Raw genomic sequence first — 13,345 nt, 5'->3', positions numbered from 1 at the left:
GCGGTCAGCGTCGCGGCGCGTGCCCGTCGTGGGATCGCGTTCCGCCGGAGCGCTGCGCGAGCACGTGCTCGAGGGTCGTCTCGAGCACGGCGAGACCGTCGCGCACGCCGCCGGCCGAGCCGGGGAGTGTGATGATGAACGAGGATCCGGCGAACCCTGCCACACCCCGGGTGAGCACCGCGGCGGGGAGCGTCGCGACTCCTCGTCTCCGCAGCTCCTCGATGAGCCCGGGCACCTGCACCTCGAGCAACGGCTCGACGGCCTCCGGGGTGCGATCGCTGGGGGACACCCCGGTGCCGCCGGTCGTCACGATCACCGCTGGCGCTTCGGCCAGCGCGGATCGCACGGCGCGCGCCACGTCGTCACCGTCGGCGACGACGGAGGGGTCACCGGTGGTGAAGCCGTGTTCGCGCAGCCATTCGGCGATGAGGGGACCGGTGGTGTCCGATGCTTTCCCGGCGGCCGCACTCGTCGACGCGACGATCACGCGCGCCGCACGCGGAGCTTCGCTCACGAGATCTCCCAGTCGCCGCTCTTGCCGCCAGCTTTGGCCAGCACACGAGTGCTCGTGATGACCGCGTGGTGGTCGACCGCCTTGATCATGTCGTAGAGGGTCAGGGCGGCGACGCTCACCGCGGTCAGCGCCTCCATCTCGACGCCCGTCACACCGCGCGTCGTCACAGCGGCGGTGATGCGGACCCGATCGGACTCGCACTCGAAGTCGATCGCGACCTTCGAGAGCGGCAGCGGGTGGCAGAGCGGGATGAGGTCGGGGGTGCGCTTGGCCGCCATGATGCCGGCGATGCGCGCCGTACCGAGTGCCTCTCCCTTCGGCAGGTCACCCGTCGCGAGACGCTCCACCACATCGGCGCGCGTCTCGAGGTACGCCTCCGCGGTCGCTGTGCGCTTCGTCACGGCCTTATCGCTGACGTCGACCATGTGCGCGCTGCCGTCCGGGCGCAGGTGAGTGAGCTCTCCTGCATCTGCAGCGGTCGGTCGGGGAGCGTTCTCAGACATCGAACCTCTGTATCTCGATCGGGGAGCCGGCCTCGAGATGGGCGACTCCGATGGGGATGTGGGCGAGCAGCTCGGCGCGGGCGAGGTCCGCAAGCAGGTGCGAGCTCGGCGGCGTCAGGGCTACCGTGCCATCGTCGAGGAAGCGACCGCGACGCACTTGATGCTTGTGCTCGGGCGAATCCGCGTCGTGCGCGAGCACGGCCGTCGAGCGCTCGCCGTGCGCCGGCGCTCCGGCGTACGCGCGAAGCAGCGGCAGGAGGAAGAGCTCTGCGGAGATGGCGGAGCTCACAGGGTTTCCGGGGAAGCAGAGGGTGACGAGTCGCCGCCCGTCGACGACGATGGAACCGGCGCCTTGCGGACCTCCTGGCTGCATCGCGATCCCGGTGAAGCTGATATCGCCCGTCGAGCGCGCAGCATCGGAATCGCCGCCGAAGGCATCCCGCACCACCTCGAAGGCCCCGGCGCTGATGCCGCCAGAGGTGACCAGCAGATCGTGGGTCCCCGCGGCTTCGATGCATGCGCGAAGCGCTTCGGGGTGATCGGCGACCCGTCGCGTGGTGACGTCGGCTCCCGCCTCGCGCAGGGCAGCCGCCAGCATCGGCGCGTTCGCGTCGTAGATGCGCCCGGGCCCGAGCGGCTCACCCGGGGCGGTGACCTCGTCGCCCGTCGAGAGCAGCAGGACGCGCGGACGCAGACGCACTGGGACCGTCGAGACCCCTGCGCTCGCGAGGAGACCGATCGATGTCGGGCGCAGCCGGGTCCCGGCGCGCAGCAGTGGTGCGCCGGGCCGGTGATCGGATCCCTGCTCCCGCACGAACGCGCCGGCGGACGGAGCCCCGGCGAAGGCGACGGTCTCCTCGGGCGGCGCGAGAGGCAGCGGCGTGCCGGTCGGGCGGTGCAACCGCCCGAATTGCGGCGGATCCGCCTGCTCGATCGGGATCACGGCGTCGGCTCCGAACGGAACAGCGGCACCCGTCATGACGGGACAGGCGGCGCCCGGCGGGCACATGAACGGCGGGTCGCCCGCCGCGGCTGTGGGGCCGACGGTCAGCACGAACGGCGGAGCACCGGTGAAATCTGCGGTGCGCACCGCATAGCCGTCCATCTGCGAGTTGTCGAAGGGCGGCAGCGCGAGAGCGGCGGCGATGTCGTGGGCGGCCACTCGGCCCGAGAGCGCACCGTCGTCGATGGGAATCAGCTCGGGCGCGCGCAGCGCCAGATCTTCGAGCAGCGGAAGCATGAGCTCGGCGACGACCGCTGCGTGCTCGGCGTGGCTGCGCATCGTCATCCTCCCGCGAAGGCGGGGAGCACGTCGACGACGTCGCCGACGATCTTCCCGTCATCGCATCGCACCGTGCCGTCCACGAGGAAGGAACCCGAGCGGATCACCCGTTGCATGTCGTCGCCGTAGCGCTCGACCAACTCGGTGCGAAGTGCGGCGAGCGTCGCATCACCCGTCGTCTCCCACAGCTCTTCCTCGCGGCCCGTGGCTTCCGCCGCGGCTGCGAAGTATCTCAGAGTGATGCGAGGCATACCGCCATGCTAGCGAACCCTCGTGCGTGCGCCGGCGTGCATGGCTCGTAGAATGAGTGCCATGCCTGGGGTCGGTGATTCTCGTGCGACGCGACCGGAACCGGAACGCGGCGCTGGCCGGCGCCCGCCGCTCGTGGCTCCGGTCGAGGCGCTCCCCGCAGAAGCCGCGATTCGCGCGCAGCGGCAGATCGTGCTGCCGGGGTTCGGCGACGAAGCGCAGCGGCGACTCGCGAATGCGAAGGTGCTCGTCATCGGCGCGGGCGGCTTGGGGTGCGCGAGCGTCCCGTTTCTCGCCGGAGCCGGCGTGGGCCGCATCGGGCTGCTCGATGACGACGTCGTCGAGATGTCGAACCTCCACCGGCAGACCACGCATCGTACCTCCGACATCGGGCGCGCGAAGGTCGATGCGCTCGCGGAGACCGTGCTCGCCCTGGATCCGAGTATCACGGTGGATCGCCATCGTGTGCGGCTGAGCGCGACGAACGCGCTCGACCTGTTCGAGGCGTACGATCTCGTGCTCGACGGCAGCGACAACTTTCCCACCCGCTATCTCACGAACGACGCGGCGGAGCTCACCGGAACTCCGCTCGTGTGGGGAGCGATTCTGCAGTTCTCCGGGCAGGTGGGCGTCGCTTGGCACCGCTTCGGTCCCGGGTACCGCGATCTGTTCCCCGCCCCGCCGGCGCCGGAGAGCGTGCTGAACTGCGCGGTCGGGGGAGTGCTTCCGGGCCTCTGCGGCACCATCGGCACGCTCATGGCGACCGAGGCGCTGAAGCTCATCGCGGGCATCGGGGAGCCGCTGATCGGGCGGGTGCTGCTCTACGACGCACTCGCGGCCCGTACGCGTGAGATCGCGGTGAACCGGGATCCGCTCGCGGCGCCGATCACCGGTCTGGTGGACTACGAGATGTTCTGCGGAACGACTCCGTCATCGATGCTGCCGGAGTCACGGGGGGTCAGTGCCGAAGCCTTCGCGGAGACGCTGCGCATGGGTGAGCCGTCGCGCGTGCTCGATGTGAGGTCCGCCGAGGAGTTCGCTGAACGTCGCGTGCGCGGCGCGGTTCGGCTCTCGGTGGACGATATCGAGACTGGTGATATCCAGAGCCTGGAGGGCATGCTCGAGAACGGTGCCGATGGGCCCATCTGGGTGTACTGCGAGCGCGATCCCCGTTCCGTTCGCGCGGCAGCAGCGCTCGTGTCGCAGGGGATCGACGAGGTTCGCTTCGTGCGCGGCGGGATCTCGCGACTCGCGAGCGCCGCACCCGATCTGATCGTCAGAGGGGAAGCAGGCGCGCGTGCATCCGACGCGCGGGCCGAGGAGGACGCATGACTGAGATATTCGCCCGTATCACCGACACGTCGATCGACGCCGAGCAGGTGGTCGCCGCGGTCGACGATCCGACGTGCGGCGCGCTGGTGACCTTCCACGGGATCGTGCGCGATCACGATGGGGGCCGAGATGTGGCGGCGCTCGACTATCGGGCGCACCCGGAGGCCGAGCGCTTCATCGCCGCGTGCGTCGCGTCGGAGCAGGAGCGCTCGGGGCTGCGACTGGCCGCCGTGCACCGCGTCGGTGAACTGAGCATCGGTGACGCCGCGCTCGTCGCAGCGGCCTCTGCGCCGCACCGGGCCGAAGCCTTCGCGGCCATCGAGCGACTCGTCGAGCGCGTCAAGCACGAGGTGCCGATCTGGAAGCGCCAGCACTTCGCCGACGGGATCAGCGAGTGGGTCGGGCTCTAGCTCGATCACCCTCCGATATACGACATCTCGATCCGCTCGCGATCCGCAGCCGCATCGCCCAGCTGCGCGCGCTGCTCCGAGTATCGATCGTCTCGCACCGACCACACGTCTGCGAGGGCACCTCGCAGCTGGTCGTCGTCGGCCCCTGAGCGCAGCAACTCGCGCAGATCGAAGCCGCGCGACGCGAACAGGCAGGTGTAGAGCTTGCCGTCGGCCGACACGCGCGCACGGGTGCAGGTTCCGCAGAAGGCGCCCGTGACACTCGAGATGACGCCGATCTCTCCTGACCCGTCGAGGTATCGCCAGCGCTTGGCGGTCTCGCCCGGTCGGGTCTCCGCGACCGGTACGAGGGGGTGCACCGCATCGATGCGCTCGATGATCTCCGCCGACGGCACGACGTCGTCGAGCACCCAGCCGTTGCTCGCGCCGACGTCCATGTACTCGATGAAGCGCAGGATCTGGCCCTCCGCCCGGAAATGCTCCGCGAGCGGAACGATCTCGTCATCGTTCACGCCGCGCTTGACGACGGCGTTCACCTTCACGGGGCCGAGCCCGGCCGCGTTGGCCGCGGCGATGCCGTCGAAGACTCTGGCGAGCGGGAACCGCACGTCGTTGATCGCTTGGAATCGCGTCTCATCGAGCGAGTCGACTGAGACCGTCACCCGGTCGAGTCCGGCCTCGCGCAGGGCGGCGGCTTTGACGCGCAGCGCGGAGCCGTTCGTCGTGAGCGCCAGATCCGGCTTTCTTCCGTCTGGGGTGCGCAGCGCTGCGAGTCTGGAGATGAGCTCCTCGATGCCCCGCCGCAGCAGCGGCTCGCCGCCGGTGAGGCGCAGCTTGTCGACGCCGAGGTCGACGGCGCTGCCTGCGACGCGCACGATCTCATCGAAACTCAGCAGTTCGTCGCGCTCCATGAATTGGTGGTCGCTGCCGAAGAGCTCCTTCGGCATGCAGTACACGCAGCGGAAATTGCAGCGATCCGTGATCGAGATGCGCAGGTCGCGGAGCGCGCGCCCCCGAGCGTCGGGGAGACCGACGGAGGGCAATCGCTGCGCACGCCCGGTGGCCCGCGAAACGGGCCTCAGCTTCAGCATCGCGGCACCTCCTGCGCGCCACCCTAGCAGCTGCTCCCCGGCCCCCGCCGGGGAGCCCTACATCGCGCGTGCGGCCGTTCGCCCCTGCACGAGCGCGAGTGAGACGAGCGCGATCGCGATGAGGATCAGCGACAGCGTCAGCGCCGTGTCCTGCGTGACGCCGGCACCGTTGAACGCCGTGTAGATCGCGAGGGGCACCGTCCGAGTCGTACCGCCGGCGTTCCCGGCGAAGAGAGCTGTAGCGCCGAACTCCCCGAGCGCACGGGTGAAGCAGAGAATGATCCCGGCGGTCAGGCCGGGGCGGATGATGGGCAGTGTGACGCGGAAGAGCGCTGTCGCGGGCGTGGCGCCGAGTGTGGCCGCGGCGTCGCCGAACGCCGGGGTGAGCGCGCGCAGCGCCCCCTCAACGGAGATGACGAGGAACGGGAGCGACACGAACGTCTGCGCGATGACGACGGCGCCTGTGGTGAACGGGATGCGGATTCCCGCCTCCGCGAGCACATCGCCGAGCGCTCCGCCGCGGCCGAGCAGTGAGAGGAGTGCCAGACCGCCCACGAGCGGTGGCAGTACGAGCGGGAGCGTGACGATGCCGCGCAGGGCGACGGACCACCAGCCGCTCGCTCGGGAGAGGACCACGGCGAGTGGCACGCCGAGCGCGATGCAGCAGAGCGTGGCGGAGGCCGCGGTGATGAGTGAGAGCGCCAGTGCACTGCCGGTCGCCGGATCGGCGAGCGTCGCGGGGAGAGCCGACCAGTTCATACGGACGAGCAGTGCGACGAGCGGCAGCACGAGGAGCGCGCCGCCGAGGAGCGCGGGGGCGATCACCACGCCGGGAACCTCCCGGCGGCGTCGCTGCGATGCGCGGGCGGGCGCGTGTCGCGTGCGCGATCCGCCGTTCACGGGGAGTCCACCGTGCCGAAACTGAGTTCGGCCAGCCGGGACTGGACGCCGGCGGCGAGGAGGGAGTCGGCGAACGCACGCGCAGCCGCCTCGGAACGCGACCCGGCGATCGGGGCGATGAGATAGCTCCCAGCGGCGTCGCCCGCACCCGGGATCTCGACGCCCTCGACCCTGCCCGCTGAGCGCAGCACATCGGAGCGATAGACCAACCCGGCGTCGGCCTCCCCGGAAGCCACTTTGGTCATGACCGCCGTGACGTTCTGCTCCTCGCTCGCGGGCTGCAGCGATACTCCGTCGCGCTCGAGCAACTGCTGAGCGGCAGCGCCGCAGGGAACCTCAGCGGCGCACACCACGACCGTCGGCCTTCGCTCGTCGGCTCCGCTCCGGGCGAGGTCTTCGAGTGAGTCGATCGCGAGGGGGTTTCCCGGAGCCACCGCGATCTCGAGAACACTGGTCGCGAACCGCACGGGTTCGGCGGCGAGCAACCCGGCATCGCCGACACTCGACATGGTGCGCTCGTCGGCAGATGCGAAGACGTCGACGGGGGCGCCGCCGATGATCTGCGTGGCGAGCACCGAGGAACCGTCGAAGGTCAGCGCGTCGAAGGCGACATCTGGATGGTCGGCGGTGAAGGCTTCTGCGGCCTCGGTGATGACATCTTGCAGCGAAGCCGCTGCGGCGACGGTGAGCCGGCCGGAGAGCCCAGGGTCGTCGGCATCAGCTGCCGGTGCATTCCCGGGCGCGCCGGGGGCGCCGCAGCCGGCGAGGGCGAGGATCACGGTGCAGACGGCGACGGCTGCGGTCGTTCTGGCGCGCGCCTGCTGGCGCGTGGGGGAGATGCGGCGGGGCACGGAGATTCCTCGAATCAGGGGCGCTGCGTCAGCAGCGCTCGGTTTCGATCATGACGGTCGTGGCTTTGACGATGGCGGTCGCTCTCGACCCCACCTCGATGTCGAGATCGTCGAGCGCCTCGGCGGTCATGAGCGACACGATGCGATTCGGACCGCACTGCAACTCGACTTGCGCCACCAGACCCTCGCACTGCACGCCGGTGACGATTCCGGTGAAGCGATTGCGTGCGCTCTGCCGGGTCGTGCCCGGTGCGGCGGAGCCCGGCGCGAGATCGAGGGCGCGTCGGGCGAGCGAGGCGCCGCTGACGGTGCGCCGACCCGCTGCATCGACGCCGGCTTCGAGGAGGCCCTCCGCGCTCCACCTGCGGACCGTGTCGTCGCTGACACCCAGCAGCACCGCCGCTTCACTGATCCTGAAATGCGTCATGGCTGAGAGTCTATCCCCGCAGGTGCGGGAAGGGTCAGCCCTGACCTCCGCATGTGCCGTCGGCGACCGCGGCTTCCGGCGCCGGTGGACTCCGTGCGCTGTTGACTTGTTTTGGAACTCGCACTAGCTTCTGGAGCAGAGCGGTCGTCCACATTCGTGCGCAGCCGCCGAGCCTGACCGAGGTACGTTCCCGGTCGCTCTTCACGCAGTGCAGCGAGAGGAGAACGCAATGAGCAGTGTCGGATTGCTCTACGTCGGAGCCGTGCTGTTCATCAACGGTCTGATGCTGCTCGACGTCGTTCCCGCACGTGCGGCAGCGGCCATGAACCTGTTCGTCGGGGGCATGCAGGTGGTGTTCCCGACGATCATCATCGCGCAGGCCGATGGTGACGCATCGGTGATTCTCGGTGCATCGGGCCTGTATCTCTTCGGGTTCACCTACCTCTACGTCGCGTGGAACACGTTGACCGGCGCGAGCGGAGAGGGGCTCGGCTGGTTCTCCATCTTCGTCGCGGCCTGCGCCGTCGTCTACGGCATCGTGCAGTTCACGCACCTGGGCGACCCCGTCTTCGGCGTGATCTGGTGGTCCTGGGCGGTGCTCTGGCTGCTCTTCTTCCTCGTGCTCGCCCGCGGACGCGATCGGCTGACGCGCGTCACGGGGTGGTTCACCCTGCTGCTCGGCATCGGCACGGGCGCCGTGCCCGCCCTCATGCTCCTGACCGGAACCTACGTCACGGGCGCAGCTCCGGCGCTCGTAGCGGCCGCGGTGTTCGCAGCGTGCTTCGCCGCGGCGTGGGTGCTCGGTCGCCCCCGCCAGCAGAGATCCGGCCGTGTCGCGGCCGGCACCATGACCGGAGGTCGAACCGATGCCGAACTATAGCTTTCGCTGCGTCGAGGGGTGCGCCTTCGACGCGATGTACTCGATGAGCGAGGTGCCTCGGCAGACGGCGTGCACGAAGTGCGGTGCGACCGCCACTCGTGCGATCACCGCACCGCACCTTTCGGCTGCGGGCAGCAGCGCCTACGGCCTGCTCGAACGAAGCTCTCGCAGCGCGCACGATCCGCAGACGGTGGATCGTCTCCCCGCTCGCGGCGCTGCGTCGCGGCAGCCGGTCACCCGAAACCCGCTCCACGCAAAACTTCCGAAGCCATAGCTGAGAGATCCGTACCACCCGCTACAGGAAAAGAGGACGAGCTGATGCCCGAACATGTATTCCAACTGGATTCGTCGAAGAAGTTCACCGAGCAGGAAAAGGTCGGCCACAACCGCTGGCACCCTGAGATCCCTCCGGTCGCCACCGTGAAGCCCGGAGATGCGTTCCGCGTCGACTGCCGGGAGTGGTTCGACGGCGCGATCGTCAACGATGACTCCGCGCAAGACATCCTCGATGCACCGCTCCTGACCGTCCACACCCTGAGCGGGCCGTTCCGCGTCGAAGGGGCTCAGCCGGGCGACCTGCTCATCGTCGACATCCTCGACGTCGGCCCGATCCCGCAAGAGGATTCGGGGCCGCTCGCCGGCCAGGGCTGGGGGTACACCGGCATCTTCGCGAAGCGCAACGGCGGCAGTTTTCTGACGGATCAGTTCCCGGATGCGTACAAGGCGGTGTGGGATTTCTCGGGGCAGACGGCCACATCCCGGCACATCCCGGGCGTCTCGTTCACCGGCATCATTCATCCCGGGTTGATGGGCACGGCGCCATCGGCCGGGCTGCTCTCGAAATGGAACGCCCGCGAGGCGGCGCTCATCGCCACCGACCCGGATCGCGTTCCGCCGCTCGCGCTTCCGCCGGAGGCCGATCACGCGGTGCTGGGGGGCTTGGGGAGTGAGGACTGGACGCGCGTCGCAGGCGAAGCGGCGAGAACCGCGCCGCCGCGCGAGAACGGGGGCAACCAGGACATCAAGAACTTCACCAAGGGCTCTCGCGTGTTCTACCCCGTGTTCGTCGACGGCGCCAACCTCTCGGTCGGCGACCTGCACTTCTCGCAGGGTGACGGGGAGATCACCTTCTGCGGTGCGATCGAGATGGGCGGGTTCATCGATCTGCGCGTCGATCTCATCAAGGGCGGCATGGAGACCTACGGCGTGCACGAGAACGCGATCTTCATGCCGGGCAACGTCGAACCGCAGTACAGCCACTGGCTGGCGTTCTCTGGCACGTCGGTGACTCTCGACGGCGAGCAGCGCTATCTCGACTCGCACCTTTCGTACCAGCGAGCCTGTCTGCACGCCATCGACTACCTCATGAAGTTCGGCTACAGCCCGGAGCAGGCCTATCTGCTGCTCGGAGCCGCTCCGATCGAGGGGCGCCTCTCAGGAGTCGTCGACATTCCGAACTCCTGCTCCACCGTGTACCTGCCGACCGAGATCTTCGACTTCGACCCGCGCCCGTCGCAGGCGGGGCCCACGCAGATCGACCCGGGAATCGGTGCGCCGCGCGCCGCAGCCTGACCCGGCCGGGCCAGCGCCCGCTCCCGTCTCACGAGGCGGAAGCGGGCGCTGGCCGCGTGTCACACGGTGACCGGGCGCCCGACGCCCACCGGGGTGTTCGAGGGTTCGAGCCGGACGACGACCGCCTTCGACACCGGTGTGTTGCTCTCGAGTGCGGTGCTGTCGAGCGGCACGAGCACATTGGCCTCCGGGAAGTACGCTGCCGCGCACCCGCGTGCCGTGGGGAACGCGACCGTGCGGAACCCGCGGAGCACGCGGTCCGGCTGATCCTTCCACTCACTGAAGATGTCGACGGTCTGCCCGTCGGCCAACCCGAGCTCAGCGAGATCGTCGGGGTGCACGAAGATGACCGAGCGCCCCTTCTTGATGCCGCGGTAGCGGTCGTTCAGGCTGTAGATCGTCGTGTTGAACTGGTCGTGCGAACGAATGGTCTGCAGGATCAGGCGTCCGGGCGGGCACTCCACGTGCTCGAGCTCATTCACCGTGATGCGCGCCTTGCCGGTTGCGGTATCGAACCGGCGCTCGTCGCGGGGTCCGTTCGGCAGCAGGAAGCCGTCCTTCCGTCGCGTCTTCGCGTTGTAATCCGCGCACCCGGGGACGACGCGGGAGATGTGATCGCGAATCACGTCGTAATCGTCGATCATGGCGAGCCAGTCGATCCCGTGACGAGTGCCCAGCGTCGCGTGCGCGATCCCGGCGACGATCGCGATCTCCGAGCGCACCTGCTCGGAGATCGGCGGCACCTGCCCGTGCGAGGCGTGCACCGCGCACACCGTGTCCTCGACGGTGACGTATTGGGGCCCGCTGAGCTGCACGTCGACCTCGGTGCGCCCGAGGACCGGCAGAATCAGCGCCTCTTCGCCGGTGATCACATGCGAGCGGTTGAGCTTGGTCGAGAGCTGCACGCTGAGCCGCGTGCGACGCATCGCCGATTCGGCGAGATTCGTGTCGGAGATCGCGCCGAGCAGATTGCCGCCGAGTCCGAACCACACTTTGATCTTGCCCTCGTCGAGCGCTCGGATCCCCTGCACGGCGTCCACCCCGTGCGCGCGCGGAGGCTCGAAGGAGAACTCCGCGCCGAGCGCATCGAGGAAGGAATCGGGCATCTGCTCCCAGACGCCCATCGTGCGGTCGCCCTGCACGTTCGAGTGGCCGCGGATGGGAGACGCGCCGGCTCCCGGCCTGCCGATGTTGCCGCGGAGCAGCAGCAGATTGATGATCTCCTTGATGGTGTCGACGCTCCGACGGTGCTGCGTGATGCCCATCGCCCAGCAGATGATCACGCGACCGGCGCGCACGTACCGCTCGGCGAATTCGTCGATCTCCGCCGAGGAGAGCCCGGTCGCGCGCTCCACCGCCGCGTCGTCCACGTGCACGATGTGCTCCGCGAACTCCTCGAAGCCGTCGCAGTACCCGGAGATGAACTCGTGGTCGAGCACGGTGCCGGGGGCGCGTCGCTCGGCCTCCATGACGCGCTTGGACACGGCCTGCAGCAGTGCGGCGTCGCCGCCGGAGCGGATCTTGAGGAACTGGTCGGCGATCTGCAGCGGTTTTCCGACGTACCCCCGCACCTTCTGCGGGTCCTTGTACCCGAGCAGGCCGGCCTCGGGCAGCGGGTTCACCGCGACGACGCTCGCCCCGTTCTCCTTCGCCTCCTCGAGAGCGGTGAGCATGCGGGGATGATTCGTGCCCGGGTTCTGACCCATGATGATGATCAGGTCGGATTTAAGGAAGTCGTTGTAGGCGATCGTGGACTTGCCGATGCCGACCGTGTACGTCATCGCGGTGCCCGTCGACTCGTGGCACATGTTGGAGCAGTCGGGCAGGTTGTTCGTGCCGAGGACGCGAGCGAACAGCTGGTAGATGAACGCCGCCTCGTTCGACGCGCGGCCGCTCGTGTAGAACGACGCCTCATCCGCGTGATCCAGCGCGTTCAGGTGCCCCGCGGCGATGTCGAAGGCCCGGTCCCAGCTGACCGGCTCGTAATGATCGGAGCCCGCCGGCTTGTAGACCGGCTCGGTGATCCGCCCCTGCATGCCCAGCCAGTACTCGGTCTTGTCCTCGAGCGACGTGAGCGAGTGCTCCTTCCAGAACGAGCGGGGGACGGTCACGGGCGTCGCCTCCCAGGTCACCGCCTTGCCGCCGTTCTCGCAGAACTCCGCGATCTTGCGGTGCTCGGGGTCGGGCCAGGCGCAGCTCATGCAGTCGAAGCCGTCTTTGTGGTTGATCTTCGTCATGAGCTTCGCGGTTTTCGCGAGGCCCAGTGTTTTGACCGCCGGCTCCATCGAGTGGAAGACGCCGCCGAGCCCCGCGGCATAGTCCTTCGGCTCGGTGACTTCGATGTCGGCGTCGGAGAAGTCGTCGCGGGGGGCCTTGGGGCTCATGGGTGCACTGCTTTCTCGAGGGTGCCGACGGCACTGCCGGCTGGATCTGGTGATTCGTGCGCGACGTCGGTGATGCGGTCGTCGCGGTTGTAGACGACCATTGATTCCCCGCGCAGAAAGCCGACGAGGGTGATTCCCGACGACTCGGCGAGCTCGACCGCGAGCGACGAGGGTGCCGAGACGGCGGTCAGCATGGGAACCCCCGCCATGAGAGCCTTCTGCGTGAGCTCGAAGCTCGCGCGAGCCGAGACCATCAGCACCACGGATCGCAGGGGCAGCAGCCCCTGCAGGAGGGCCCAGCCGATGACCTTGTCGACCGCGTTGTGGCGACCGACGTCTTCGCGCAGCACGAGCATCTCGCCCGTCCGCCCGTCGAAGAGGGCGGCGGCGTGGAGGCCGCCCGTTCGCTCGAAGACGGCCTGCTGGGCGCGCAGCTGATCGGGGAACGTGATGATCATGGCGGCGTCGATGCGGAGCGGATCCTCTGCGACGTCGAAGCGGGAGCGCGTGTGCACGGCGTCGATCGTCGCCTTGCCGCACAGACCGCACGAACTCGTCGTGGTGAAATTCCGCTGGAGACTCGGATCGGGCGGTGCGACTCCCGGCCCGAGGGCGACGTCGAGCACGTTGTACGTGTTCGGCTCTCCGTCACTCGCGCAGTGAATCGCCGCGGAGAAGTCGTGCTGCTGGTGGATCACACCCTCGGAGACGAGGAACCCAGCGGCCAGCTCGACATCGTGTCCAGGGGTGCGCATGGTCACCGCGAGTGGCGTTCCACCGACGCGGATCTCGAGCGGTTCTTCGACGGCGAGGAAATCGGCTCGTCGGACTCGGGATCCGCCCACGGTGAGGCGGGTCACTCTTCGACGCGCTGCGATACGTGACACACCTCTTGGATATCATCGAAGGTGATCGGGAGCAAGGCGCCGTACCGGCGCACACCGAATTCG

The 13,345-nt window shown here is 68.8% G+C and carries 15 protein-coding genes; 5 read left to right on the top strand and 10 right to left on the bottom strand.

Translation table 11 applies throughout. The features are described 5' to 3' along the window. Window positions 1–4: 4 nt before the first annotated feature. From JE033_RS03860 to JE033_RS03845, 4 genes are read right to left on the bottom strand one after another with little or no spacing between them, the layout of a single operon-like run. Window positions 5–514, bottom strand: coding sequence for a molybdopterin-binding protein (locus JE033_RS03860; RefSeq protein WP_200329571.1), 510 nt, complete (start codon window positions 512–514; stop codon window positions 5–7). Continuing rightward, window positions 511–1,017 carry a cyclic pyranopterin monophosphate synthase MoaC gene (gene moaC, locus JE033_RS03855; protein ID WP_090147685.1) on the bottom strand — a complete coding sequence of 169 codons (507 nt, stop codon included), beginning with the start codon at window positions 1,015–1,017 and terminating at the stop codon, window positions 511–513. Before moaC ends, JE033_RS03860 begins: the two co-directional genes overlap by 4 nt. Continuing rightward, complete coding sequence (glp, locus tag JE033_RS03850) at window positions 1,010–2,299, bottom strand: gephyrin-like molybdotransferase Glp (protein WP_200329569.1); 1,290 nt, start codon at window positions 2,297–2,299, stop codon at window positions 1,010–1,012. Before glp ends, moaC begins: the two co-directional genes overlap by 8 nt. A 2-nt stretch (window positions 2,300–2,301) precedes the next feature. After that, window positions 2,302–2,550 carry a MoaD/ThiS family protein gene (locus JE033_RS03845; RefSeq protein WP_090147690.1) on the bottom strand — a complete coding sequence of 83 codons (249 nt, stop codon included), beginning with the start codon at window positions 2,548–2,550 and terminating at the stop codon, window positions 2,302–2,304. A 61-nt stretch (window positions 2,551–2,611) separates the two neighbouring features. Between JE033_RS03845 and JE033_RS03840 the strand changes: the two genes are divergently transcribed. Further along, window positions 2,612–3,880: a ThiF family adenylyltransferase gene (locus JE033_RS03840; protein ID WP_200329567.1), complete on the top strand. Its 1,269-nt coding sequence runs from the start codon at window positions 2,612–2,614 to the stop codon at window positions 3,878–3,880. Next, window positions 3,877–4,290 carry a molybdenum cofactor biosynthesis protein MoaE gene (locus JE033_RS03835; RefSeq protein ID WP_200329564.1) on the top strand — a complete coding sequence of 138 codons (414 nt, stop codon included), beginning with the start codon at window positions 3,877–3,879 and terminating at the stop codon, window positions 4,288–4,290. Before JE033_RS03840 ends, JE033_RS03835 begins: the two co-directional genes overlap by 4 nt. Window positions 4,291–4,295: 5 nt before the next feature. Here the strand turns inward: JE033_RS03835 and moaA are convergent, their stop codons facing one another. The 4 genes from moaA to JE033_RS03815 form a co-directional block, all read right to left on the bottom strand. After that, a complete protein-coding gene (moaA, locus tag JE033_RS03830; protein WP_200329562.1) occupies window positions 4,296–5,381 on the bottom strand; it encodes a GTP 3',8-cyclase MoaA in 1,086 nt (361 codons plus the stop codon). Window positions 5,382–5,438: 57 nt separating this feature from the next. After that, window positions 5,439–6,209: an ABC transporter permease gene (locus JE033_RS03825; RefSeq protein WP_336661444.1), complete on the bottom strand. Its 771-nt coding sequence runs from the start codon at window positions 6,207–6,209 to the stop codon at window positions 5,439–5,441. 68 nt (window positions 6,210–6,277) lie between these two features. Then, window positions 6,278–7,132, bottom strand: a complete 855-nt coding sequence (gene modA, locus JE033_RS03820) for a molybdate ABC transporter substrate-binding protein (RefSeq protein ID WP_370567894.1) — start codon at window positions 7,130–7,132, stop codon at window positions 6,278–6,280. Window positions 7,133–7,160: 28 nt separating this feature from the next. Beyond that, window positions 7,161–7,559, bottom strand: a complete 399-nt coding sequence (locus tag JE033_RS03815; RefSeq protein ID WP_200329560.1) for a molybdopterin-binding protein — start codon at window positions 7,557–7,559, stop codon at window positions 7,161–7,163. Between the two features lie 229 nt (window positions 7,560–7,788). Between JE033_RS03815 and JE033_RS03810 the strand changes: the two genes are divergently transcribed. From JE033_RS03810 to fmdA, 3 genes are read left to right on the top strand one after another with little or no spacing between them, the layout of a single operon-like run. Next, window positions 7,789–8,439: an AmiS/UreI family transporter gene (locus JE033_RS03810; RefSeq protein ID WP_200329558.1), complete on the top strand. Its 651-nt coding sequence runs from the start codon at window positions 7,789–7,791 to the stop codon at window positions 8,437–8,439. Then, the gene (locus tag JE033_RS03805; protein ID WP_200329556.1) at window positions 8,426–8,713 is read left to right on the top strand and encodes an FmdB family zinc ribbon protein; all 288 of its coding nucleotides are present in this window, start codon (window positions 8,426–8,428) and stop codon (window positions 8,711–8,713) included. Before JE033_RS03810 ends, JE033_RS03805 begins: the two co-directional genes overlap by 14 nt. A 44-nt stretch (window positions 8,714–8,757) precedes the next feature. Next, complete coding sequence (gene fmdA, locus JE033_RS03800; RefSeq protein WP_200329554.1) at window positions 8,758–10,011, top strand: formamidase; 1,254 nt, start codon at window positions 8,758–8,760, stop codon at window positions 10,009–10,011. Between the two features lie 59 nt (window positions 10,012–10,070). Here the strand turns inward: fmdA and JE033_RS03795 are convergent, their stop codons facing one another. Further along, entirely contained in the window at window positions 10,071–12,395 is a 2,325-nt protein-coding gene (locus JE033_RS03795; RefSeq protein WP_200329552.1) for an FdhF/YdeP family oxidoreductase, read from the bottom strand. Further along, window positions 12,392–13,282 (bottom strand): formate dehydrogenase accessory sulfurtransferase FdhD, encoded by an 891-nt coding sequence (fdhD, locus tag JE033_RS03790; RefSeq protein ID WP_200329550.1) that lies wholly within the window; start codon window positions 13,280–13,282, stop codon window positions 12,392–12,394. The genes JE033_RS03795 and fdhD overlap by 4 nt, the downstream gene beginning before the upstream one ends. Window positions 13,283–13,345 lie beyond the last annotated feature (63 nt).

It is taken from the genome of Leucobacter sp. L43, assembly GCF_016597785.1.
GTDB classification, from domain to species: domain Bacteria; phylum Actinomycetota; class Actinomycetes; order Actinomycetales; family Microbacteriaceae; genus Leucobacter; species Leucobacter alluvii.
The sequence above is the reverse complement of the archived record's forward strand: the minus strand, read 5'-3'. Positions and strand labels throughout refer to the sequence as shown.